Raw genomic sequence first — 25053 nt, 5'->3', positions numbered from 1 at the left:
AACCGCCAGATACCGGTTTAGAAACTATATATCCCCTGCGTCTCGTTTCTTGATACAGTTTATATACAACTATGAAACCTATTGAAATAGCAAAAAATATCTATTGGGTTGGGGCCATTGACTGGTTGACCCGCGATTTTCATGGATACTCCACAGAACGCGGAACCACTTACAATGCCTATCTTATACTTGATGAGAAAGTCACCCTTATCGACACGGTGAAAAAGACTTATATTGATGAGTTGTTACATTGTATTACAGCCATAATCGATCCGAAAAAGATAGATTATCTTGTGGTCAATCATGTAGAACCTGATCATTCAGGGGCATTACCCGAAATCATCAACGCTGTTACCCCTGAAAAGGTTATCTGCTCAAAGATGGGTCAAAAGGCCTTAATACAGCATTTTCATAATGAAGACTGGCCATATCATGTGGTTGCTTCCGGGGACGAATTATCTCTTGGAGAGAGAACCTTGAGTTTCATGGAAACAAGAATGCTTCACTGGCCGGATTCCATGTTTTCATATGTGAAGGAAGAACAGATTCTTTTTTCCAATGATGCTTTTGGAGAACATCTTGCCACCAGTGAAAGATTTGATGATCAGGTTGATCAAAGTGTTCTTATGCATGAGGCTACAAAATACTACGCAAATATTCTTACCTTGTACTCACCTTTGATAAAAAAGCTTCTGGCCAAGGTATCTGAAATGCAGTTGCCCATAAACATGATTGCACCGGATCATGGAGTTGTCTGGAGATCCAATCCGCAAAAGATCATTGATGCCTATGCAAAATGGTGCAACAACCAGGGTAATGGTACTGTTGTAATAGTGTATGACACGATGTGGGAATCAACCAGAAAAATGGCAAGAAGTATAGCCGAAGGTTTGCAGGAAGAGGGTGTCAGTTACACGTTTCTCGATTTGCAGATAAATCACCGCAGTGATGTAATGACAGTGGTTCTTGAAGCAAGTGCCGTCATTTTGGGTTGCCCAACACTGAATAATGGCATGCTACCTAGAATGGCTGGTTTTCTCATGTATATGCGGGGGTTGAGACCTACCAATAAAATAGGTGCCTGTTTCGGCTCCTATGGCTGGTCCGGTGAAGCAGTGGGGCTTATGAACGATGCCCTCAAAGAAATGAAATTCACCATGTGTCATCAAGGTCTTAAAGTGCAATATGTACCACGAGAAGAACATCTTGCCCAATGTGTAGAATTAGGTAAAACCATTGCTTCTTCCATGAAGGATATGCGGGAAGGTAAAGAGGTTAAATCCGTTCTGTAGATTCAAAAATTGCCTAGGATATCGGTTTGGTAACGTTGTCGCGTCAATGGTACCATACTGGCCGTATTGAGCCATTGACGCGACAACGTTACCGAGTTGAGAGACAAGCAAGATTGGATAATTTTTTTTCCGTGACCCTTAAAACAAGAGGTGTATCTGAATACAATTCTTTGATGAATAGATAAAGTCAATCACATTGCTTTTTCAGCTATTATTTTCACCATGGTATTGATTACCTCCTGGGCGCTGAGACTGGAGGAATCAATAAAAATAGCATCATCTGCTTTTTTTAGTGGAGCTATAGCTCGTTGACTGTCGTCTTGATCACGTTGTATGATTTGCTTCAATAATTCCTGCTCATCAACCTGTTCACCTCTATCTCGAAGTTGAGCGGCTCTTCTTCCTGCACGTATTTCAGGGCTCGCATCAAGATAAAACTTCCATAACGCATCAGGGAATACGACGGTTCCCGTATCTCTTCCTTCAGCGACAACTTCTCCAACTGCGCCAATTTGTTGTTGAAGCCTGGTGAGATACCTGCGAACCTCTGGCAAAGCAGATACCCGTGAAGCCTGCATTCCCATCTCGGTGGTGCGAATCGTTGCAGAAATATCCACGCCATTAAGAAAAACCTGAACATCACTCTCTGCATTCACGGCTGGGCGCAACTCTATTCGCAAATCTCTGAGCAAGTCAGAGAGCGCAGCTGGATGGTCAAGATGCGTATTATTTTGTTTGCAGGCATAGCCAACAGCCCTGTACATAGCCCCAGTGTCTAAATAAGTGAAACCAAGTTTTGCGGCCACCCCACGGGAGACTGTTGATTTTCCCCCGCCAGATGGGCCATCGATGGTTACCACCCGCAATGCGTCAGACATATGCCAGTTCCTTAAGACATTCGGCAAGCGCATGAACAAATCGTTGATTTTCAGCTGCTGTTCCTACTGTTATTCGAATAAACTGTGGATATCCATAGGCCTTCATGGAGCGCACTATTACACCTTTATGCAGCATTGCCTCATACAAATTGGTAGCGTCTCCTTTAACATCGATGAGGAAAAAATTGGTGTGAGAAGGGTAGGGCTTACAACCAAGCTCAGCCACTTGCTCACTCAACCACTGCAATCCCTTTTCGGTCTCCCTGAGGGTATACTCATAGTGGTCTGTATCATTCAACGCCGCCATCGCCCCGATTTGCCCCAATAAATTAATATTGAAGGGCTGCCGTACTCTGTGCAGCATATCGGCCAGATCTCGATGCATAAGACCAAAACCCACTCGCAGACCAGCCAGACCAAAAGCCTTGGAAAAAGTTCTCATGCTCACCAGGCCTGGAAGTCCTTCAGAGTTTCTTATATAGGAAAATATATCTATCTGCTGGTCTTTATCGACAAAGTCCACATACGCTTCATCAAGCACAACAACTACTGTTTCCGGTAATTTGCGGACAAAATCATCAAAAGCAGCTTTTCCTATGAACGTACCGGTTGGGTTGTTGGGATTATCAATGAAAATTAATCTTGTTTTAGGTGTTACGTGCTCAATAATGGCATCCAGATCATGATGCATACCTTTAAGATCCAGAACCAGATTTTTACCTCCGCGAACTTGTACAAACTTTTGGTACATCAAAAACGAAGGGTGTGATGTGATAACTTCATCTCCGGGTGAAACCAGGGCTTTAACGAGGAACTCTATGACTTCATTAGAGCCATTTCCCAAAACGATTTCCTCCGGATCAGCAGTGGTCCAGTGGGAAAGAGCCTGAGCAAGGTAATAGTTTGAACCATCAGGATAGCGATGCAGATTAACAAGCTGGTCACGGACAGCCTCAACCGCCTTGGGAGATGGTCCCCATGGATTTTCATTGGAAGCCAATTTTATGGCATTGGTTACGCCATATTCCCGCTCCAGTTCATCCATAGGTTTTCCTGGAGGGTAGGGGATTATCTCAGCTATATTTTTGGGTACTTGCAACTTCATGGAATCATCCTAAATCAGGTTTTATACCAGCAATACCAAGCTGTTTTTCTAAGTTATATCCGGCTTTCAAGAGAACCTCTTCTTGAAAATGACCGGCCTGCATCTGCATACCAACCGGCAAACCTGCCTGTGTAAAACCACAGGGGACCGACATCCCCGGAATACCGCCAAGATTTGCAGAAAGTGTTAAAATATCACTGAGATACATTGAAAGAGGATCGTCAGCTTTGTCGCCTATTGGCCAGGAAGGTGTTGGCGTAACAGGCGAAACAATGAGATCGCAGCTGCTGAAGACATTCTCAAAATCCCTTTTTATCAATGTTCTTACCTGGGAAGCCTTTTTATAATAGGCATCGTAATATCCGGCTGAAAGGGCATAGGTACCTATGAGAATACGTCTTTTAACCTCGTCTCCGAATCCTTGTGATCGACTGGTATTGTACATATCAAGAAGCTCCTGCGCCTCTTTATTCCTATATCCGTAACGCACACCATCAAAGCGGGCAAGATTGGAACTAGCCTCGGCTGGAGCAATCAGGTAATAAACAGCTACGCAATACTCGGTATGAGGTAGATTAACTTCCACAATTTCAGCACCAGCATCTTTCAGGGCATCAATTCCTTTATTAATGATGGTTTCAACTTCTGGATCAAGGCCTTGACCGAAATATTCTCTGGGCACTCCTATGCGAATTCCCTGCAGGCCTTCTGTCAGAGCACCTGTATAATCAGGTACTGCAGTCTTGATGGATGTGGAGTCTTTTTCATCATACCCTGCAATACAGTTCATCATGAGCGCAGCATCACGTACATCTTTGGTGATTGGGCCAACCTGATCCAATGAGCTGGCAAAAGCTACAAGGCCATATCTGGATACCCTTCCATAGGTAGGTTTGAGGCCCACTACGCCACAAAGGGATGCTGGCTGACGTATGGAACCACCTGTATCTGAGCCCAGCGCAGCAAAACACTCGTCTGCTGATACAGCTGCTGCTGATCCACCGCTGGATCCACCTGTAACATATCCGGCTTTCCAAGGATTTTCCGGAACCCCGAAAGCACAATTTTCATTGGTGGATCCCATGGCAAATTCATCCATGGTAAGTTTTCCAAGTAAAACAGCTCCGGATTGTTGCAGGCGCTGAACTACAGTGGCATCGTAGGGTGGAATGAAATTTTCAAGAATACGTGAGCCACAAGTCGTTTTCATATGCTGAGTACAGAGGACATCCTTAATAGCCAGGGGAATTCCACACAAGGGATTGCCCTGACCATTTTTTCTCATCATGTCTGCCTCTTCAGCCTGTTTTAAGGCCGCATCTTCATATACACTCAAATAGGCTTTGATTCTGCCGTCAACCGCGGTAATACGTCCGAGAACGGCCTGGGTAAGTTCCAGAGAAGTAATTTCTCCGCGGGCAAGTTTCTGCGATGCTTCATGCAATGTCAGTGAATAATAGTGCATATCGGTCTGATCAATAGTGATGGAAATAGTATACTTCCCGTACCCAAATCTTGTGAGGGATTAGGTGGAAGAGAAATGTGGACTCAAAGGGTTATACAAAAATATGCTGTGTATTGAGTATCTGTCCATACCCGGGAAGAAATATTCTATATAACTCTGGGCACTACAAAGGCTTCTCCATTCTGTTCAGGGCCATTGGCCAAAGCTTTTTCACGATCCAGAGAAGGCTGAACAACATCTTCCCTGAAAGCATTTGTGACCTGCTGGGTATGGGTTGTTACAGGAATACCGGTAGTATCCACCTCATCGAGCTTAGCCACATATTGGAGGATGTTATCCAATTGCTGGGTCATCTTTTCGCTTTCCTCAGCACCTAAATCAAGACGGGCGAGACGAGCCACACGTTGTACTTCTTGGAGGGTAATTTTCATGGAATCATGTATATTTATAGAAGTTTCTCTTAGATCCAGTAAAAAAATATCAGCAAACTACTTTATGGAAACAATAGAATTGTTTTTATACTGCGATTAGGAAGAAAGAACAACCCCGGCAAAGATTTCTACCAGTTCAGGATCAAAATGGGTGCCTCCGCAACGACGTAATTCTTCTACAGCCTCTTGCGTGGAAAGATTTTTACGATAATTTCGCCGTGAAGTCATGGCATCGTAACTGTCTGCGATGGTAATTATTCGGGTAAGCGTGTCAAGTTCATTGCCTGAAATACCATCAGGATAACCAGAACCATCGATTTTTTCATGGTGATGACGAATTATTTCCCTTTCTCTATCCATAAAGCTCAACGGCTCTATAATACTTGCCCCTACAGCAGGGTGTTTTTTTATTAACGCCCATTCTTCATCATTAAGTGGCCCAGCTTTTTGAATACAGGAAAGATCAATAACCAATTTGCCTATATCATGAAATTGGGCGGCTCTCTGTAATACAATCAGATCATCTTTATTCAATTGAGTAGCCTTGGCCAACTTCATGCTGAATTCGGTTACTCGCAAAGTATGTCCTGCGGTGTATCCATCTTTTTCTTCCATGGCCGTCTGCAGACTGGACATGATAGAAAGAGTTGCTCGCTCCAGATGATGGCTGTATTTTTCAAGAAGAATATTTTTATCAGCAAGTTCCTTGGTCTTTTCAAGGACCTCTGCTTTTAAATTTTCCTTATTTCGTTTTTCGTTGAGGATATAGTGCCGTTTTTCGATGGCACGTTTTACGCGAACATGAAAAATTTCGATATCTTCAATGGGTTTTGTTAAAAAATCATAGGCTCCAAGGTTAATGGCCCGTACGGCATAATCCATGGAACCAGCCCCGGTTAAGAAAAGAACCGGTATTTCAAGATTGAGCTTATTGAGTTCTTCCAGGGTCTGAAAACCATCCATATCCGGCATATTGATATCTAAAATTATGACATCAAAATCGTCACTCACCTTTTCAAGCAGTTCATATCCATTTGAAACAGATGTTACCTTGTGTTGAAAAAGGGTCAGAATTTTTTCTATTGCTGAGCGTACAAGCAAATCATCGTCAGCTATAAGAATATGTGATCCCATAGTTTTTATACGTTGCTATCCTGAAAGGTCCAATACTGCCCAAGAATATTTTTCAGATGAGGCAATATATCCACATTGCTGTCTGATAAACGAGATTGTATTACTGTCTCATCGGTAAGATACGGGGCTATTCCTGGAATTGGACTTCCATAGAGTTCCTGGAGTACGGCCAGTGAGCCATGATGCATGGCTTCCATGTTATACCCACCTTCCAATGTTATCAGAACTTTCCCATTACAGATCTGTTCAGCTATATTGACCAATTTTCTGGTCATATATGCAAAACCGGCAGACGTAACACGCATTATCCCCAGCGGATCTCCCTGATAAATATCGAAACCACAAGAAACGAGAATTATATCAGGTTGATACTGAAAGGCTACAGGCGTTACTATTTCCTCAAATATTTTGCCATATGCTGCATCTCCGAATCCACCTTTTAATGGAATGTTTATCGTGTAGCCTTTTCCATCTCCCTGACCGATTTCTTCAATAGAACCTGTACCGGGATATTGAGGATATTGATGCAACGAACAAAAAAGAACTTGAGCCGAATTATAAAAACTTTTCTGGGTACCATTGCCATGATGCAGATCCCAATCTACAATGAGTATTTTTTTCAACCCAAGACGTCGTAAACAGTAATGAGCCGCCAGTGCTATATTGTTAAACAGACAAAATCCCATGGATTTATGTTTTTCCGCATGGTGCCCTGGCGGACGAACAAGGCAAAATGCATTATCAGCCTCTCCATCACATACTCGACGAACCCCATCTATTACAGCTCCGGCAGCTAAGAGGGAAGTTTCATAAGAAAGGGCAGATGTTCGTGTATCACCGCTCAGATATACTGCTGTTTTCCCTGCTGTTAAAGCCACTTCATCAATCATCGTTTGAGAATGATTATACAACAGTATATCTTCAGAGAGGGGAGAAAAAGAGGGAAAAAGAAAATGTCTGGATACATCCTTCTGTTCCAGTACCTGGTATATTTTTTCAAGTCTTTTAGGCGTTTCCGGGTGGGTTTTACCAGGATTGTGGTCAAGAAATCTTTTATCTTTGTATACAGCTGTTGTTCTCATAGATATGGTCTGTAAAAAAGAATATGTTATCTTCACTCACAAGGCAATCCATCGGCACATCGTGAGTCTCCACGGGTATAGAGGAAACTATCTGTAGATCATAAGCAAGGGCCAGACGAAAAGTTTTTCCGCTATGCTTGGAAAAAAATTTATCATAAAAGCCACCACCATAACCTATCCTGTTTCCCTTTATATCGAAAACTGCACCAGGAACCACAATAAGATCCATAAGTTCACCATGACTATCTGCAGTTTTACCAACATCTTTTCCAGGCTCGGCAATCCCCATATATCCAATGGTTAAATCCTTTACAGGATCTGTAATCTCAACGGCTTCCATGGTGTGCTCAACAGGGTCAACCTTTGGAACATACAACCGTTTGTTATCGAGTAATATTTTTTCCACAAGCATGGAAGTTTGTACTTCACTGCGAAAATGAAGATACGTGAAAACCGATTCTGCCTGAATGTATGGTTGAGAAGAAAAGAGAATATTGTTTATCCGTCTGCTTTTCTGTTCTTGCTCCAGGGGGCTCAGATTATCGCGCAGTAGAAGTATATCTTTTCGTAACCTTTCTTTACTCATCATTTTCAGAGAATCTCAGAAAAAAGGTCGTCATGAACCTTGCGATAAACAGCCAACGAACTCTACCCCTTGTAAAAATTATAAAAAAAGGCGGCATCCCTTTTTCAGGATACCGCCTTTTCAATAAAATAAACAAACAAAAAGTTACATAGGCAGCAAGAGCTTGTTGCTATCCTCATTCCAGGAAACAATCAGCCACCAGATAACAGCAAAAATTATTATCAAACCCAGTGTCCAGCCATATCCCATTACATCAGGTAAATACACCTGTTTACCAAGCCAGCCGTTTGACTCGATCTCGTATGCCTTGAAAAAAGCTTTCATCAATGAGTTGGAGACTGCAAAGAAAGGTACAACCAGCCACAGTTTGATCTGGCCTTCACCAACACGCCACAGGGTACCGGAACCACAACCACCTGCCATCATCGCGCCGACACCAAAAATAAAACCACCGACAACAGCACCCCAGCCAAAGGTTGGGCTGACGTAATAAGCTGTATTCAGAACAGATTCGCCTTCAAGACGGATAGGCACACCATATTTAAGTACAGCTGCACCAACGGCTACAATAACGATGGAGAGCGCTACAGATCTGGCCATGGTACTGTCGCCAGTCATATGTGGTTCACGAAAACCCTGAATCATACACCAGCGACCACGCTGCATTGCATATCCGATGGCTGCAGAAATAAGTACGATACCACAAAGAGAATTTATATATTCCTCAGCATCATCAGGTTCCATATTGGCATACTGGAGAGCAGCCCAAACCAATCCGACAACACCAGCTACGCCGACTACCCACTGAATGGGATAGGGAATATTTAGAGTGAAAGAACCGCCGCCACCCCATGAGATATGTTCCATTTCCTTATAGAGGAGCCAGAGTCCAAATATAGCCCCGGGAACAAGTCCCACCCACATGGCAAAACCGTTTGCTGCCAGGTTACCAATGGCATTATACATACCGCCAACATTACAACCACCAGCAAGTGCAGCACCAATACCCATGAGTACACCGGCAATCATTGCTTTTACATACTCACGCACCGGTGGAAAACGAAAAGCAAACTGTCCGCCGAGACAGGCTGAAATGAAAGCACCACCTATTAATCCCAGACCAATGACAGAACCGGAGTTAAACCAAATGGAATGTTTTAAAAGAAAATCCTCTCCATCGGTAATACCTACGAGTTCTGAGAGGTTATCTCCATAAATACCGATACCGTACAGAATCCAGTCACCCCAGTTACGGATCGCGCCCACAGCACCCCATGGCCGCCACCAGGCCATAATTAAAATACTCAGTAATGCAACAATAACACCGGTGGTTGCTGCATTCCACTCATCCTGGCAAAGAATCTTATACAGCCTCTTCACCTTTTGCCAAAACAGCTTAATGTCGTCCATCATCTGCCCTCCTTAGGCCCTCTAAAAAAGTAAAACTTTAGCCGAATCCATTAAAAAGTACCTAAAATACCTGTGCCATTTTAATTTGTCAATAAGCTCAATTAATCAAATCATTATAACACAATATTGAATTTGCATTCATTCATAGATCCGGGTAATAATGACCTGAATACTGATTCAGGATTCACCTTGACAAAACCCCCTTTCTTCTATACTTTTAACTGTCTTTTTTCGTGTGTAAAACAGACCTTTAAACTGTTCTTTTATTTCAGGAGGAAAAAAATGAGTGATGTAAAAGTTGCACCTGACGGATTGGATGTAGCATCAGTACTGGATGCCAAAGGCCTGAGCTGCCCTATGCCTCTGCTTCGTACCAAAAAAGAAATAGGTAAAATTGGTTCCGGTGAGATCCTCCACGTTATGGGTACCGATCCAGGTTCCAGAAACGACATTCCTGGTTGGTGCGAACGTGCCGGTCACGAATACCTTGGTGAGAAAGAAGAGAGCGGATACATCAGCTTTTTTATCAAAAAAGGATAATTACTCTATTATTTAACTAAAACATCCTTTTCGAGGAGGAAAAGCCAATGGCTGCTGATCCGAATAAACTTGGTATCTTTGTTACCAGCAATCAAAATATGCGGCATATTCTCGGACTTACACGTGCTGCAAAAAGAGCCGGAAAAGAGGTAATGGTTTTCTTTACTTTCAAATCCGTTCACCTTACCAAAAGTCCAGAGTTTCTTGAACTGACCCAGATGTGCAAAGTTGAAGATGTTGCTATCTGTGCTGACAGTTACATCTGCGAGGGATTCGATAACGTAACCGATATTCCTCCTGGACTGACCGACAAGCAAATGCGTACTCAGGCATTTCATGGTGCTATCCTTGAAGAATGCGCCAAATATATCGTAATGTAAGGAGATACGGATATGGAATCACTGAAAATCTATGTATTGATAGCCAACCGTGTATACAACGATGGTATTCGCTCCGGCCTGGGTCTTGCTGTTGAAAACCATTACGCCTACCCTGTCATCATGAATGGCGAGTTTCCGCGTATGTCCGATTATATGGCAGAGAACATTGCCTGGATTGCTGATATGGAAGGTGAGGTATTCAGCTGCGGTGTCGATGCACCAACAGATCTGCCTGAAGGAACAGAGATGACAAACATCACTCTGGAAGAGCTTGGCGAGAAAATGCGTGAAGCAGATGTCATCATCCCTTACGGGCTTCCTAAACAATCACACGAACCGCCAGCGGCATGTGGAGAATAAGGAGTACTACCAATGAGCGATGAAAAAATGAAAATTCTGCAGGTATACCGTTCTGAGCCAAACAGCGATGTGCAGACACTGGTTGAAATCCTCAACCGTGACCGTGACGCTGATGAATTCAAGCTCTATGTTAATAACCCAAACTATGATACCCTGTTCCAGAAAATCTGGGCTGCGGATAAAACAGTTTGCTGGTGGTAATACCTGTCCACAGTTTACACACATTACTGTGAATAGTACCAAGCGCTCTACTTCTTAGGTAGAGCGCTTTTTTTATTTATGCGCTTTTTGAACAGCCTCCATGACCATATCATGAAAATATGGTCTGAATGCTTTTATACGTTCATTGGATCTTGAAAGATGCACCCTGTTGGTGAGTAAAATAACAGCTACATTCTTCAGGGGATCCATCCAGAAAGATGTACCAGTAAAACCAAGATGCCCTGCGCTATCCGCTGAAAAATATGTGCCACTACTGGAAGCTCCTGGGGTTGGCCTGTCAAATCCGATATACCTTTCACTTCCCTTATACATAAACTGAAGAAGAATTGTAAATACTTCCCCTCCCAAAGCCTGGCTATGCACATCACCCACCCAGGAAGCCAACATTTTTTCAACAAGTACAGTTACCCCTTTGATAGTACCAAACAACCCTGCATGGCCTGCCGTGCCACCTATAAACCAACAATTCTCGTCATGTACTTCTCCCTGTATTACCCTTTTTCGCCAACCGCACAGCTCTGTGGCGGCAAAATCACAACGGGATCTACGACAAGAGCTGTGAAGAAAAAAAAGGTCATCAGATAACCCCAGTGGTGATGCTATTTTTTCAGAAAAATAAACAGCCTGCCTTTTTCCACTTATTCTCTCGATAATATCACCAAGCAGAATATATCCCAAATCACTATACAAGATCTGTTTTCCCGGTTCATTTTCAAGGTATTCTGCCAATATACTATCGACGAGTATCTCCGTATGCGTAGGAGACGAAACCGGTTTATACCCAGTGAAATACGTTCTGTATGAAGGCAAACCACTACAATGGGCAAGAAGCTGACCAATGGTAATAGTTGCGTGTGAGACAGGTAGATCAGGATAGATATCAGCAAGGGTAGTCTCAATCGTTAATAAGTTATCAACAATCAGATGAACAATACAGAGAGCTGTACTCAAAGGTTTGGTTAAGGACGCAAGGTCAAATATCGTTTGCGCAGTTACAGGGCTATAACCAGGTGAATAACCGGTAGCTCCGCATGTGAATATTGACCACTTCCTCTCTTTTTCAGCTGTAAAACAAACAGCCGCAGCGGCAGCAGAAAATACACCTTGACAAACCCCCTCCAAACAGACCCTTTCCAGTTGATTATCAATTTGATTTTTCATTGCTTTTAAGATACAGCCAGGGACATAATTAGTTTGATATTTCAGTCATTTTCGAGTACTTTTACCCTAATCTTGATAACTCTGTTCATAACCTGTTCGGGAAAAAGTGAAAAGATTGTTAATAACTCATAAATATCACTTTTCCACACTCTATCCTAAATCAATAAACAAAATTTGTAACACATAATTATAACGCAAAAATAATTAATTAAGTACAATACCAACATTTCAACACCACTAATAATAACAATAAAATTTTATATATAAAAAAGGATTTATACTTATGGCCTTTCAGTTCAACATAGGCAGGGATGAATTACTTAAAGCAATCAGCACCCAGCAGAACATAACCAGTAAAAAGGGAACATTGGCTATCTTATCCAATGTTTTATTGGAAGTAGGTCATGATCAGGTAATCTTCACGGGAACGGATCTCGAGATAGGACTCAAGCAAAACGTTCCTGCAGAAGTAATCTCAGAAGGAAGCCTTACTTTACCTGCTAAAAAGCTTTTTGAATTGGCAAGAGAGTCAGGATCCACCACCATATCGTTTAAAGAAGAAGAGAATAACTGGGTTGAAATTACAGCGGGTCCCAGCGTCTATAAATTGGCTGGGATGGTTAGTGATGAATTTCCTCAATTCCCAGAGCATGATCAGGATAAACTCATAAGCATCGACAGTGCTGTTATTTCGGACCTGGTTGATAAAACCATTTTTTCCATAGCCCAGGATAAAGAAAACATGTACAGCCTCACAGCTGCCCTGTTTCAAAAGAGCAGGGAGGATGAAAAGCTCTTCCTACGCATGGTTTCTTCCGATGGCCACCGACTGTCTATCATGTCAAAAGAAGTTGATGAAAGTGTTGATAACCTGCAGCTGCCAGCCACAACCCTCATACCCCGGCGAGGTGTTCAGGAAATTCGAAAATTCTGTGAAAACAGAGATGCCATCTATTTTGGAATTGAAGAAAAGCAGGCTGTCTTAAAAAGCGAAGATGCCATTCTTATCGTTCGCTTAATGGAAGGTGAATTTCCTGATTTTAACGCGATAATCAGCGTTATTAACAGGGATAATGTTATAGACGTAAACAGACTTAGATTTTTAGAGAGTTTAAAGAGAATTAATCTTTTCACCGAAGATCTTTTCCATGCCATAAAAATGGAAATAAAAGATAAAACGATGATATTGACATCGCAAAATGCGGATTATGGATCTGCAAAAGATGAATTTTCTGTTGAATATGAAGGTGATCCTCTTTCTCTAGGTTTTAACTGCAGATATTTCATAGATACTCTTCAGGTTATTGAAGGAGAAACCGTGCAGGCTGCTATAAGTTCTGATGAAAGCCCTTGTTTAATTACTTCCAATGATGATGTTGGATTTCTTAGTATTATTATGCCTATGAAATTATAATCATATTACATGGAAGATATAACAATAAAAATATTCACTACTGGCGGTACAATAGATAAAATTTATTTTGACGCAAAAAGTGAATATCAAGTTGGCGACCCGCATATATCTGAAGTCCTTAAAGAGGCAAATGTGACTTTTTCTTATTCTATAGAATCTATATTAAAGAAAGATAGCCTCGATATAACTGAAGAAGACCGCAATGTAATCTATACCAAGGTATTCAATGAAGACTGTAATCGTATTTTGATCACACACGGAACTGATACCATGATAACAACAGCTAGAAAATTGTTACCCATACAAGGAAAAACCATTGTCTTTACTGGATCAATGCAGCCAGCCAGTTTACGAATCAGTGATGCGGTTTTTAATATAGGGTATGCTGTTTCTGCAACGCAGATATTACCTTCAGGTATTTATATTGCTATGAATGGAAGAATTTTTGATCCTGTTAACGCTTCAAAAAACGTTAGCAAAAACAGGTTTGAAACCTGAAAAGATCTTTTAGAACATACCACGTTGACACCTTCAGAGTACTGATGGTGTTTTCTTATTGAATAGACACAAAGGAATACAGTGAGCGAACAAAATACATCATCATATGGAGCCGAACAAATCAAGGTTCTGGATGGTCTGGAAGCAGTACGAAAAAGGCCTTCCATGTATATCGGCAATACTGCTGAGGAAGGTTTACATCATTTGATTTATGAAGTTGTTGATAACTCCATAGATGAGGCATTAGCCGGCTATTGTGACCGGATTAGAGTAACCATACACGAAGATAATTCAGTAACAGTTACAGATAACGGCCGCGGTATCCCGGTTGATATTCATCCAACAGAAGGTATATCTGCTGTTGAATTGGTAATGACCACCTTGCATGCCGGTGGTAAATTTGATCACTCAACGTATAAAGTCTCCGGTGGTTTGCATGGCGTTGGTGTTTCGGTTGTTAATGCTTTGTCTACCACTGCTTACGCTGAAATATGGCGAAATGGTAAAGTTTATAAACAAACCTATGAAAAAGGTATCCGGACAAGTGAGTTGGAGGAAATAGGAACCAGCGACAAAACCGGTACTATTATCCATTTTATTCCGGATGGATCCATCTTTACAGAAACAACAGTCTTTAAATATGAGATTATAAAAAACAGATTGCGAGAACTGGCCTTCTTAAACAAAGGCATCCGCATCTACCTCAAGGATGAACGAACCGGGGAAGAGGATAAATTTCATTTTGAAGGTGGGATCGTCTCCTATGTGGAATATCTGAACAGAAAACGTACACCTGTTCACCAGGATCCTATTTTTGTTACTGGCGAAAAAGATCAGGTGCAGGTGGAAATATGTTTTCAATACTTTGATGGTTATTCGGAAAGACTTTTCTCTTTTGTAAATAATATCAATACAAAAGAGGGAGGTTCGCACGTGGCAGGTTTCAGAACTGCGCTCACAAAATGTATAAACAGGTATGCCAATGATGACGTTGTCCCTAAAAATCTCCGAGAGAAAATGGGTGGTGATGACGTTCGTGAAGGACTTACCTGTATCATTTCTACCAGGGTGCCTAATCCTCAATTTGAAGGCCAGACAAAAACCAAGCTCGGCAACTCAGAAGTTAAATCCATTGTCGATTCCGTCTGCACTGAAAAGTTAACCATCTATCTGGAACAGAATCCGGCGGTAGCCAAAAGAATACTCAGCAAAGCCGTAGAGGCTGCCCGAGCCAGGGAAGCAGCAAAAAGAGCAAGAGAACTTTCAAGAAAGAAAGGTGGACTGTCTGTCATGATGGCAGGCAAACTTGCAGAATGCCAGAGTAAAGATCCCTCCAAACGAGAGTTATTTATTGTTGAGGGAGATTCTGCAGGTGGTTCTGCTAAACAGGGACGTGACAGAACTATCCAAGCCATATTGCCTTTACGCGGCAAGATTATGAATGTGGAAAAGGCAAGGTTTGATAAAATTCTAAATTCCGAGGAAATTAAACAACTGATAGCTTCTCTCGGAACTGGGATCGGTCGTGAAGAGTTTGATATGGATAAACTCCGGTATCATAAAATCATTATCATGACCGACGCTGATGTGGATGGAGCACATATCAGGACACTGCTTCTGACTTTTTTCTACCGACAGATGCTGCCATTAATTGAAAATGGGTATGTATATATTGGGCAACCCCCTCTCTATAGATTGGCGAGAGGTAAAAAAGAGCAATATTTCCTCGATGATGAAGATTTAAATAATCATCTCTATTCCCAGGCAAGCAGTTTATTTTCCATCCAGACAGAACAGGATGAGATCTTAATGGGCGATGAAATGGTGCAATTACTTCAGCGGTTGTCCCATTTTGAAAAGATACTGACTTTTCTTGAACGCATGAATATCGCAGACAAGATGGTTCTTTTTCTGCTTCAACAAAAAGTGCATTCAGCTGATCAATTTCAGGATAAGGATTTTCTTGAAGAACTGATTCGGAAAATGGAACCACTTAATCCCATTACAGGAAACATTCGTTCATGCCGTTGGCGACCAGCCTGTTATGAGGTTGATATAACATTCCAGGGACAGGCAATGTATATGACAACCCTTGGACCTAATATTCCATTAATTAACGAATACAGACAGGCATTGGAAATTTATTCGCATATTGCTTCGTACCTGGAATGTGGTTTTACACTTATTCGTAGCGGTGCTGGCGGTAAAGAAACTGAATCTAAGGTTGAAGACTGGCATCAGCTCATACAAACTGTGCAGACAGAAACTTTTAAAGGTAGTCATCTGCAACGCTACAAAGGTCTTGGTGAAATGAATGCTGAACAGTTGTGGGATACTACTATGAATCCTGAAAACAGGCGATTGGTTCAGGTAAAAATAGATGATGCTGAAATGGCAGATGATGTTTTTTCCACCCTGATGGGAGACAAGGTTGAACCTCGAAGAGAATTTATTCAAAATCACGCTCTGGAAGTATCAGATCTTGATATTTAGTGAATTGTTTTAAAAGAGAGTTTTGGGAAACAACCTGCAAACAAAAAGACAAATTCACCGCTTAGTTTTACATTCAGGAAACAATAATGACAGATAGTTCTGAAATACAGGAAATGGAAAAACCGACAATAGCCATAGAAAAAGAATTACGGAAATCCTATTTGGATTATGCTATGTCGGTCATCATTGGAAGGGCGCTGCCCGATGTTCGTGACGGTTTAAAACCTGTACACAGGCGAACCCTTTTTGCCATGCGTGAGTTGGGAAATACCTATAATCGCCCTTATATCAAGTCAGCGCGCATTGTCGGTGATGTAATAGGTAAATTTCATCCACATGGTGATTCTGCCGCATATGATACACTGGTACGTATGGCACAGGATTTTTCCATGCGTTACCCTCTGGTTGACGGTCAGGGTAACTTTGGCTCCATGGATGGAGATAGCGCTGCTGCAATGCGTTACACAGAAGCCCGCATGACCCGTCTCGATCAGGAACTGGTAGCTGATCTTGATAAAGATACAGTGGATTTTGTTCCAAACTATGATAACTCATTACAGGAACCTTCAGTATTACCTTCCAAAATACCTAACATCCTCATTAATGGCTCAGAAGGTATTGCGGTTGGTATGGCGACAAAAATACCACCACACAATCTTATAGAGGTTATTGAGGGCCTTATACATTTAATAGATAATCCGAATATAAGTATCCATGAACTTATGGAACATGTCCATGGACCGGATTTTCCAACTGGTGGCTTTATCTGCGGCAGGGCAGGAATAAGAGAAGCGTATGAAACAGGCAAAGGCGTTGTTATCATGCGTTCCAAAACCCATGTGGAACAACGTGGAAAAAATGGCGAATCCATTGTTATAACGGAAATACCTTATCAACAAAACAAGGCCGCATTGGTTGAAAAAATCGCCTTGCTTATTAAAGAAAAGAGAATCAATTCCATATCTGAAATACGTGATGAGTCTGATCGTCATGGAGTGCGCGTCGTTCTTGATCTGAAGAAGGATGAAATAGCTGATGTGGTTATAAATCAGCTATTTAAAATGACTCCTTTACAAAAAAGTTTCGGAATTATTCTTTTATGCATTGTCAATAATCGTCCGGAAATTCTTAATCTGAAACAAATTTTACAGCATTTCCTGGCACACAGACGCACGGTTGTCTATCGGCGCACTGCCTATGAATTGCGAAAGGCAGAAGAAAAAGCCCACATTCTGGAAGGATTAAAGATAGCCATCTCCAATATTGATGAGGTGGTTGAATTGATTAAGGCGGCAGCCAATCCGGCTGAGGCAAAGGCAGAACTCATTCGTCGTTTTGATCTTTCTGAAATTCAGGCTCAAACTATCCTGGATATGCGCCTGCAGAGATTGACCGGACTTGAGCGGGATAAAATAATTCAGGAGTATAATGAAATTCTGGAAAAAATTGCCTGGTTGAAAAAGGTTTTGAGTGATGAAGGCCTCATCATGCAGATTATCCGTGAGGAATTTGAGCAGATCACAACAGATTATGGTGATTCTCGAAAAACAGAGATTATTGATGCTCCTGATGAAATTCTGCCAGAAGACATGATAGCACCGGAGACAATGGTAGTAACCGTTAGTCACTCCGGGTATATCAAAAGAAACCAGTTGTCTTTATACAGAGCTCAGAAACGAGGGGGCAAAGGCATCAAAGGGATGACAACCCTTGAAGATGATTTTGTAACCAATCTCTACACAGCATCAACACTGGATACCTTTTTATTCTTTACAAGTACCGGAAAGGTATTCTGGCGTAAGGTATATGAATTGCCTATGGGCGGAAGGACAGCACGTGGAAAGGCTATAGTCAATCTTCTTGAGTTAGGGGATAACGAGAAGGTCGCTGCCATCCTGCCAGTGACAGATCTTGCCAATACAGACGACAGCAGAAGTGTCCTTACAGTTACCAAGAAAGGCAGAGTAAAGAAAACCAGTATATCAGAATATAAAAGACCATTACGCAGGGGAAAATTTGGTCTGACTATCAAGGATGATGACGAAATAATCACCGCAGCTATCACCTCTGGAGATGACTCGATTTTCATAGTAACTAAAAAAGGTATGTCCATCCATTTCCATGAATCTGATGTGCGTTTAATGGGACGTATGGCATCAGGTGTTAAGGGGATAAACCTGTCCCAGGAAGATGAAGTTGTGGGAGTTGCTGTGGTAGAGGGCGATGACTCCATCCTTACTGTTTCCGAGAATGGATACGGTAAGAGAACAGCTGTATCTGAATATAAAATTCAGAACAGGGGTGGAAAGGGTATTTTTGCCATAAAAACAAGCGAACGAAACGGATATGTTGTTGGTGTGCTGACCGTTGATGATATGGACCAGGTAATGTTGATAGCAAACTCCGGTAAAGTCATTCGTATGCCTATGGATACATTGCGTATCATTGGAAGAAATACTCAGGGAGTACGATTGATAAACCTGGAGGAAGACGAGTACGTGGTAGGTCTTTCAATGCTTGCAAGAGAAGATATTGTTGATGAAGAAGGCGATGATGATTTAACCGAACAAGCGGACGAATCAAGTGAAGATTAACAAAACAGCAGTTATTGGCGCAGGAAGTTGGGGCACTGCTTTGGCTATACTCCTGGCCGAGAAAGGCGAAAAAACCTGCCTGTGGGGACATAGGCAGGAACATATGCAACTACTCCAAAAGGAGAGGCAGAACAGCAAGTATCTTCCTGGAAAATCGTTTCCAGCAAATCTCAGCCTGGAGTCGGATCTTACCAGGGCTGTATCAGATGCAGATTGTGTTGTCATGGTCGTTCCTTCCCATGGATTCAGAGACGTATTCAAAATAATATTGCCCAACGTAAAGGATGGAGCTTTCTTTGTCTCAGCAACCAAGGGTATTGAGTTGAATACACTCATGTCAATGACCGAGGTTATGAAAGATGAATCTCCTGTAGCAAAAAAATTCTTTTTCGGTGCCCTGAGTGGACCAAGCTTTGCTGAAGAGGTGGCGGCGGGAGAACCTACCGCTGTCACCATAGCTTTCAGTGATGATGATGCAGCCACCTTGGTACAAGAACTTTTTTCTACAGACCTTTTTCGTGCATACACTTCCACAGATGTCTTAGGGGTGGAAATTTGCGGAGCCTTGAAAAATGTCATAGCCATAGGGGCAGGAATTTGTGAAGGTCTGGGCTATGGCCTCAACGCAAGGGCAGCTCTTATAACCAGAGGTTTAGCGGAAATTACTCGACTGGGGGTAAGCCTGGGAGCTGATCAAAAAACCTTTGCAGGCTTGAGTGGACTTGGAGATCTAGTATTAACATGTACTGGAAGTTTAAGCCGAAATAGAACTGTTGGTTTGAAATTAGGCTCCGGAAAGACTTTGGAACAGACTCTTGAAGAAATGACCATGGTTGCGGAAGGAGTAAAAACAACCAAATCATGCTATAATCTTGCCAGGGAAAGAGGCATAGAAATGCCTATACTTGAACAGGTTTATCAAATACTTTACGAAAATAAGGACTGCCGCCTTGCTGTGAAAGATCTTTTCAGCAGAGGGTTAAAATGTGAAACATGTTGAGTTTTGTAACGTGTTAATGGCAGCAAATTAAAGACGCATAACAGTCTGCGTCAAGGGACAGATATGATGAGATTGAAAAAAAAAATAAGGGATTACAGGAATAGAATATATATATGTCTCTTAATTTTCTGTCTTATTCTTATTGCAGGATGCAGTTCCAAACAACCTCAAAACGAACCTCAGCCGGAAGAGACATCCACTTTTCCATTTAATTTGCCCGCTACATTTATTGGAAAAATAGATTGTGATAAGTGTGAACACGTTGATTTAACACTAAATCTCCGTGATGACGGCTTATACCAACTTCGTAAGGAATATATTTATTCCACAGGTGAAACTGAAACAGAAGCGCAGATGCGGCTATGGAGATATGATAAGGGAGAACAGCTCATTATTCTGGGTAAAGAAGCTGGAGCTCTGAAAACCTATCAGATCGTTGATGAGAAGACATTACGATTTCTCGATAAAGAAAATACTAACCCTGAAGAGCTTGCAAGCTATGATTTATACAGGCAACAATCCGTAGAACCTTTTTTGGATGTTGTTAAAATTCGTGGTATGTATTCAGCAAGTAATACAAATAATATGCTCATAGAATGTTCCAGTGGAGTGTCTTTTCCGGTTGATGCAAGTGCTGATTTTTATGCAATGGACAGGCAATATAAAAGCACGCCACATCAAAAAGGTGAAGGCCTCCTGACATCTTTCCAGGGACATCTCATATCAAGAAAAAATGGTGATATTCTGGTAGTCGACAGATTCAATCGTATCTATCCTGATCAGGATTGTTCTGGTTATAAAACGAAGAAAGGGCTAATAGGCCCAACCTGGATTGTAACAAAGATAAAAGGTCAACCATTGCATGATATGGATTCTTTACGCACACCTTTTTTTACCTTGAATGCTGAGAGTAAACAGGTGAACGGTTTTGCAGGCTGCAATAGATTTAGTGGAACCTACCTTTTCAAAGGGGAAATATTCCTTTTCAATAAGATAGCTTCAACAAGAATGGCCTGTCCAAAAGGGACAGAAGTAGAAAGGGCTTTTTTTGAAGCACTTGACACGACTGAATCATTTAAGATAGAAGAAGATACTCTTTATCTCAAGAATAGTAGAGAAGTTAATGTATTAACCTTACAGGCCCAGCAGTAAATTTGAAATCCAACATAGTTCTGGATTCATAATAAATATTATTAAGAATGAGACTCGACCCTCATTAAGCGACAATGAATGCCGAGTAGTTTTGTTGTAGAACTATCTCATTGAAATATAGGATTATTTCGACGGATAGTATTAGCCTATTCGCATCCCATAACATCGGTTCACCTGTGTATGGATCACCTAAATCGGCAACATGGTCATTAAGAAACGCCTGCATATGTTCCGATGAAACCTGTTCGACATGGGCTAGCACCTTCAAAAGAGCCAACCGACGATATCCCTCGACTTCCATAAAAGGCGAAGCTTGATAAGTAGCAACTAAGGCCAGTATCTCGTCTGCAGGGTTATATAAACCGGCCATGCCTATTTTGTAAGAATCATCCTTCCATGAAGTCTGTCGTTTCTGCTTTTCTGCATATTGATGGGGGAAGTGGAGAAATTGAAAATCAAGCATTGGAGAGGGACGGTTTTAAATGTCCCGTCAAGTACCGCGATGCAGCTAATAGTGAGAAAGGAAAGATATCATGTATTCTGATTTTAAAACCATTTCAACATATTATGACACCCTTTATGTGAACGACAGCGAATACGCACCGGAAGCTGCCAAGGTGAAGGAACTGCTGACCAAGCATGGTGTTCCTTCACAGGCCGATCTACTGATTCTGGCGTGTGGTACGGGCGGGCATATACCCTATTTCAAAGACGATTACCATGTTTCCGGTCTTGATCTCAGCGAGGATATGCTTGCTTTGGCCATAAAAAAGTTTCCAGATCTCAGGTTCTATTTAGGCAATCTTATCGATTTTGAATTAGAGGCAGATTTTGACGCCATGATCTGTTTGTATGGGTCCATCGGGTTCGTCCAAACCGTAGATAATCTTCGTGCATCCATGAAACGTATTGCCAGCCACTTGCGGCCCGACGGATTGGTACTGCTTACCCCTTGGAGCACTGTCGAGGATTTTCAGGAACTAATTGTTGTTGATAGCGCCGACAATCCGGATTTTAAAATAGCTCGCATGGAGAATGTGCGTCTCAAAGAACCCAACATTGTAGAGGTGACGTTCCATCACTTGCTCGGGGAGAACAATGAGGTGACCTACCATAGACAATCCATGGAGATTGGCCTTTTCTCCCGGCAAGAGTACCTATCCGCAATGACCGATGCTGGATTGAAAGTCGTAGAAGAATATACAGGAGCCAAGGTGCGGGGCGGTGCTTACATCGGCAAACGGATTGTAAGTTAGCTTTTTGTTAGTGGGCCATCTATCTTGAGGAATCTTACAAAATAGACGATAAATGAAATCTAGAATTGCTATAATATTTCATGGGTTTTTAACCACATGTGACTCTAAATAACTTTCTCGACAATTTAAATGAAGGATACCATTTCAAGTATGAATGGATTGACATTGAACTCGTAGACAGAGAAAGGGATGGACTTTTAATAAATTATGTGGGTATTTGGAGTGCGCCTGGGAGCCCATTTAATAGCCTTGCCCGTGTGTGCGTTGTGCCATTACTTTTCGCGTCTGAATGATATTCCGCATCTTGGAACCTGTGCTGGTGGTTTCCAACATGCCGTCATAGAACTTGCAAGGAATCTACTTGGAATAAAGGATCCGAAGCACGAGGAATATGAAGCTCAGTCTTCTACACTCTTTATTAACAAGTTATTATGCTCACTTGCCGGGAAGACCATGGATGTATGTTTCTTATCGAGCAATAAATTTTTTCTGATTACCTTGTTGTGCCGCAAACTAAATCAGCACCAGGCGCTCCGCATCCACTAATCAAAGGTTTTGTGAATTCGGTCTGTTTAAAGTGAGGAAAGCGGAAAAACTCAACTTTCCCTAACAAGGCAAATTGACTCGAATGTAAAATAACCAAGAGTTTCACCTGATACCGTGAATATCACAAACCAAGCTACGCTTGCTTGCACTTGCCACCACGCTGGTCAGCACAGCATTTATTTTTTTGAACATGATCAAATTAATCTCTGAACCAGTAAATAAAGAATATAAAAAGCTTATTGATTTTGCTGCTTCAAAGTGCTCGGCATTTTCATTGGTATGGAAATATGATCTAGCTTTAGATGAAAGCACAAAAACAATACATGAGTTGCTCAAAAGCCATCAGGTATCTGAAGAAATAATTACAAGCAAATGGGTTACTGATAAAAAAGCAATTTTTCCTATATTGAGAAAATTCCTGATTAATCATGAGAGCATAAAGGAGCTAAAAGATATTCCAGCGAAGTTCGCTTGTCCAGACAGAGAATCTAAAGCTTCTTGGCGTATAGACAGTAATCGTAAACCAGGTCTATTCTCTTGGGTAAGCCCCTGTCTTCCAGAGGATCTTGTGTTTTACTCTCAACAAGGAGAGATCTGGTTAGAGGCAGTATCTCATGAAGAAGAATTTTACATGTATGACTCAGAATCTGCAAATGAACTGATGCTTAAAATACCATCAATTAAAAATGAAAAATCAAATAATTAAGATAAAAAACGGGTCAACGCGAACTCGCTGAAGCTTGCGTGTGTCACGAAGGAAAGGAATACCAACTTTGCGGATCTTTATGAAAGATGAAGGAGGATATTACGGATAAAATCAACATCACCTGAAGTGATGAGACGCTTACGGTAGATGAATAACTCAGCCATAAAAAGAGTATGACCCGGTGCTTGACCTGACCGTCAAACCCCTCCGGTTTTTCCCAGGTTCCTATGGTATTAAAAAGTTCTAAATTTTATTGAAGCTTATCGGCCACAGCTTTGGCGGCGGGTAAACTCAACGTTCATGGCGACTTCGCCACCATGAATCGCTGTATTGACTGCGTCAAGCACAGCGACAATGTGAGTGGAATTAACTGGATAAATAAAAATGAGGAATATCTTAACAATTCTATTGGCTGTTAGTTTTATTCCAATGCTTCTTTTAACTGATGGGGATGTTGGGCAAAAATTAACAGGGACTCTTTTTGGCACCGTTTTGGTAGGTTTTGCTTATGTTGCAACAAAGAGTGAGCAGAACAAAAAGAAATTTTCAGAAAGAGGTTTAGCGAAATCCAGAAGCTATAGAATATATTACGCAACCTTAGTAATTACTGTAATTATTTCTGGTATCAGTATTGTAATCAGCTATTTAATTTTTGATCCTACTTGGTCAAAGCCGTTTGAATTATCATTTAGCTGGATTTTCTATTTTACAATAATATTATTCAGTACATTCGTTTTTGTGAAAAATACTATAAAATAGAACACATAACCGAGTGGTTAAACGTTCGTGTGCCAAGCGAAGCTTAGCGCTTCTTGCAGGGTGTCCTGTTATAAAACAGGAAGCCCTGTCGGGCAAAGCCAAGCCAGCAGCCCTTACCAAGTATTGCGCGACTCGCGGAGCCATTTGGCGAACAACAGTCGGTGAAAGAAATTATGATTTAATTTATATATTCACGTATTATTTAAAAAGAGAGAAGATTATCAAAATGAAATTTAGGATATCAACCTTGTTTTCTATCTGTGTGGTCATATTTTTTTTTCAATCTTCATTATTCGCAGCAACAAATAGACCACCATTTTCATCTGTTACAATTTATGGAAAAACAGATTCTAAATTTAACCGCGTTTCTCTATTCCAATCTGGAGGTTCAACAAAACCATACAAAACTGTTAATGTAAAATCAAATGGCTCATACTCTATTAAAATAAATATTCCGAAAGATATGAAAAAAAAGGCTCCTCGCTACATCATGTGGGTAAGCCATAATTAAGTTTCCCACCGATAATGTATGCGATAGTGATAAGGTTTGGTTTGGTCCTGTATCCACGAGCCCTTGCTTTAGCGGCTT

At 41.5% G+C, this 25053-nt stretch carries 25 protein-coding genes; 15 read left to right on the top strand and 10 right to left on the bottom strand.

Features of this window, described 5'->3' with window-relative positions:
* Positions 1-71: 71 nt before the first annotated feature.
* Entirely contained in the window at positions 72-1292 is a 1221-nt protein-coding gene (locus G493_RS0108980; RefSeq protein ID WP_028580105.1) for an FprA family A-type flavoprotein, read from the top strand.
* A gap of 191 nt (positions 1293-1483) precedes the next feature.
* Here G493_RS0108980 and cmk read toward each other — a convergent pair whose 3' ends face one another.
* From cmk to G493_RS0108935, 8 genes are all read right to left on the bottom strand, one after another.
* Positions 1484-2170 (bottom strand): (d)CMP kinase, encoded by a 687-nt coding sequence (gene cmk / locus G493_RS0108975; protein ID WP_028580104.1) that lies wholly within the window; start codon positions 2168-2170, stop codon positions 1484-1486.
* Positions 2163-3275, bottom strand: coding sequence for a histidinol-phosphate transaminase (hisC, locus tag G493_RS0108970; protein WP_028580103.1), 1113 nt, complete (start codon positions 3273-3275; stop codon positions 2163-2165). Before hisC ends, cmk begins: the two co-directional genes overlap by 8 nt.
* Positions 3276-3279: 4 nt before the next feature.
* Positions 3280-4740 carry an Asp-tRNA(Asn)/Glu-tRNA(Gln) amidotransferase subunit GatA gene (gene gatA, locus G493_RS0108965; RefSeq protein ID WP_028580102.1) on the bottom strand — a complete coding sequence of 487 codons (1461 nt, stop codon included), beginning with the start codon at positions 4738-4740 and terminating at the stop codon, positions 3280-3282.
* A 146-nt stretch (positions 4741-4886) separates the two neighbouring features.
* Positions 4887-5171: an Asp-tRNA(Asn)/Glu-tRNA(Gln) amidotransferase subunit GatC gene (gatC, locus tag G493_RS0108960; protein ID WP_028580101.1), complete on the bottom strand. Its 285-nt coding sequence runs from the start codon at positions 5169-5171 to the stop codon at positions 4887-4889.
* Between the two features lie 96 nt (positions 5172-5267).
* Positions 5268-6305: an HD domain-containing phosphohydrolase gene (locus G493_RS0108950; RefSeq protein ID WP_035274061.1), complete on the bottom strand. Its 1038-nt coding sequence runs from the start codon at positions 6303-6305 to the stop codon at positions 5268-5270.
* 5 nt (positions 6306-6310) lie between these two features.
* Positions 6311-7387 (bottom strand): histone deacetylase family protein, encoded by a 1077-nt coding sequence (locus G493_RS28560; RefSeq protein ID WP_035274060.1) that lies wholly within the window; start codon positions 7385-7387, stop codon positions 6311-6313.
* Positions 7359-7976, bottom strand: coding sequence for a 5-formyltetrahydrofolate cyclo-ligase (locus tag G493_RS28555; protein ID WP_051309163.1), 618 nt, complete (start codon positions 7974-7976; stop codon positions 7359-7361). The genes G493_RS28560 and G493_RS28555 overlap by 29 nt, the downstream gene beginning before the upstream one ends.
* Positions 7977-8117: 141 nt before the next feature.
* Positions 8118-9386: a YeeE/YedE thiosulfate transporter family protein gene (locus tag G493_RS0108935; RefSeq protein ID WP_232363735.1), complete on the bottom strand. Its 1269-nt coding sequence runs from the start codon at positions 9384-9386 to the stop codon at positions 8118-8120.
* A 279-nt stretch (positions 9387-9665) separates the two neighbouring features.
* Here G493_RS0108935 and G493_RS0108930 point away from each other — a divergent pair, with 279 nt between their 5' ends.
* The 4 genes from G493_RS0108930 to G493_RS28550 are packed head-to-tail and all read left to right on the top strand — an operon-like array spanning position 9666 to position 10864.
* On the top strand, positions 9666-9923 hold the full coding sequence (locus G493_RS0108930) for a sulfurtransferase TusA family protein (RefSeq protein WP_051309162.1): 258 nt from the start codon (positions 9666-9668) through the stop codon (positions 9921-9923).
* Positions 9924-9970: 47 nt separating this feature from the next.
* Positions 9971-10303, top strand: a complete 333-nt coding sequence (locus tag G493_RS0108925; RefSeq protein ID WP_028580097.1) for a hypothetical protein — start codon at positions 9971-9973, stop codon at positions 10301-10303.
* Positions 10304-10315: 12 nt separating this feature from the next.
* Positions 10316-10663 carry a hypothetical protein gene (locus G493_RS0108920; RefSeq protein ID WP_028580096.1) on the top strand — a complete coding sequence of 116 codons (348 nt, stop codon included), beginning with the start codon at positions 10316-10318 and terminating at the stop codon, positions 10661-10663.
* A gap of 12 nt (positions 10664-10675) precedes the next feature.
* Positions 10676-10864: a hypothetical protein gene (locus tag G493_RS28550; RefSeq protein WP_035274058.1), complete on the top strand. Its 189-nt coding sequence runs from the start codon at positions 10676-10678 to the stop codon at positions 10862-10864.
* A gap of 72 nt (positions 10865-10936) precedes the next feature.
* Here G493_RS28550 and G493_RS28545 read toward each other — a convergent pair whose 3' ends face one another.
* Positions 10937-12046: a serine hydrolase domain-containing protein gene (locus tag G493_RS28545; protein WP_051309161.1), complete on the bottom strand. Its 1110-nt coding sequence runs from the start codon at positions 12044-12046 to the stop codon at positions 10937-10939.
* 283 nt (positions 12047-12329) lie between these two features.
* Between G493_RS28545 and dnaN the strand changes: the two genes are divergently transcribed.
* The 6 genes from dnaN (at position 12330) to G493_RS31995 (ending at position 21197) form a co-directional block, all read left to right on the top strand.
* Positions 12330-13460 (top strand): DNA polymerase III subunit beta, encoded by a 1131-nt coding sequence (gene dnaN, locus G493_RS0108905; protein WP_028580095.1) that lies wholly within the window; start codon positions 12330-12332, stop codon positions 13458-13460.
* Positions 13461-13469: 9 nt separating this feature from the next.
* Entirely contained in the window at positions 13470-13958 is a 489-nt protein-coding gene (locus G493_RS0108900; protein WP_028580094.1) for an asparaginase domain-containing protein, read from the top strand.
* Positions 13959-14039: 81 nt separating this feature from the next.
* A complete protein-coding gene (gene gyrB, locus G493_RS0108895) occupies positions 14040-16451 on the top strand; it encodes a DNA topoisomerase (ATP-hydrolyzing) subunit B (protein WP_028580093.1) in 2412 nt (803 codons plus the stop codon).
* Between the two features lie 86 nt (positions 16452-16537).
* The gene (gene gyrA, locus G493_RS0108890; RefSeq protein WP_028580092.1) at positions 16538-19045 is read left to right on the top strand and encodes a DNA gyrase subunit A; all 2508 of its coding nucleotides are present in this window, start codon (positions 16538-16540) and stop codon (positions 19043-19045) included.
* Positions 19041-20045 carry an NAD(P)H-dependent glycerol-3-phosphate dehydrogenase gene (locus G493_RS0108885; RefSeq protein ID WP_035274094.1) on the top strand — a complete coding sequence of 335 codons (1005 nt, stop codon included), beginning with the start codon at positions 19041-19043 and terminating at the stop codon, positions 20043-20045. Before gyrA ends, G493_RS0108885 begins: the two co-directional genes overlap by 5 nt.
* 72 nt (positions 20046-20117) lie before the next feature.
* Complete coding sequence (locus G493_RS31995) at positions 20118-21197, top strand: META domain-containing protein (protein WP_161629813.1); 1080 nt, start codon at positions 20118-20120, stop codon at positions 21195-21197.
* Positions 21198-21261: 64 nt separating this feature from the next.
* Here G493_RS31995 and G493_RS0108875 read toward each other — a convergent pair whose 3' ends face one another.
* Positions 21262-21660, bottom strand: a complete 399-nt coding sequence (locus tag G493_RS0108875) for a hypothetical protein (RefSeq protein WP_028580090.1) — start codon at positions 21658-21660, stop codon at positions 21262-21264.
* A 70-nt stretch (positions 21661-21730) separates the two neighbouring features.
* On the opposite strand from G493_RS0108875, the gene G493_RS28535 reads away from it, so the two are divergent.
* From G493_RS28535 to G493_RS33370, 4 genes are all read left to right on the top strand, one after another.
* Positions 21731-22453, top strand: a complete 723-nt coding sequence (locus G493_RS28535; RefSeq protein WP_051309159.1) for a class I SAM-dependent DNA methyltransferase — start codon at positions 21731-21733, stop codon at positions 22451-22453.
* Positions 22454-23138: 685 nt separating this feature from the next.
* Positions 23139-23705: a hypothetical protein gene (locus tag G493_RS0108865; RefSeq protein WP_028580089.1), complete on the top strand. Its 567-nt coding sequence runs from the start codon at positions 23139-23141 to the stop codon at positions 23703-23705.
* A gap of 384 nt (positions 23706-24089) precedes the next feature.
* The gene (locus G493_RS0108860) at positions 24090-24464 is read left to right on the top strand and encodes a hypothetical protein (protein WP_028580088.1); all 375 of its coding nucleotides are present in this window, start codon (positions 24090-24092) and stop codon (positions 24462-24464) included.
* A 13-nt stretch (positions 24465-24477) separates the two neighbouring features.
* Complete coding sequence (locus G493_RS33370; protein WP_153306460.1) at positions 24478-24975, top strand: hypothetical protein; 498 nt, start codon at positions 24478-24480, stop codon at positions 24973-24975.
* Positions 24976-25053 lie beyond the last annotated feature (78 nt).

Origin of the sequence: Desulfogranum japonicum DSM 18378, assembly GCF_000429945.1 — a bacterium.
GTDB lineage: Bacteria > Desulfobacterota > Desulfobulbia > Desulfobulbales > Desulfobulbaceae > Desulfogranum > Desulfogranum japonicum.
This window is presented reverse-complemented; position numbering and strand designations above follow the sequence as displayed.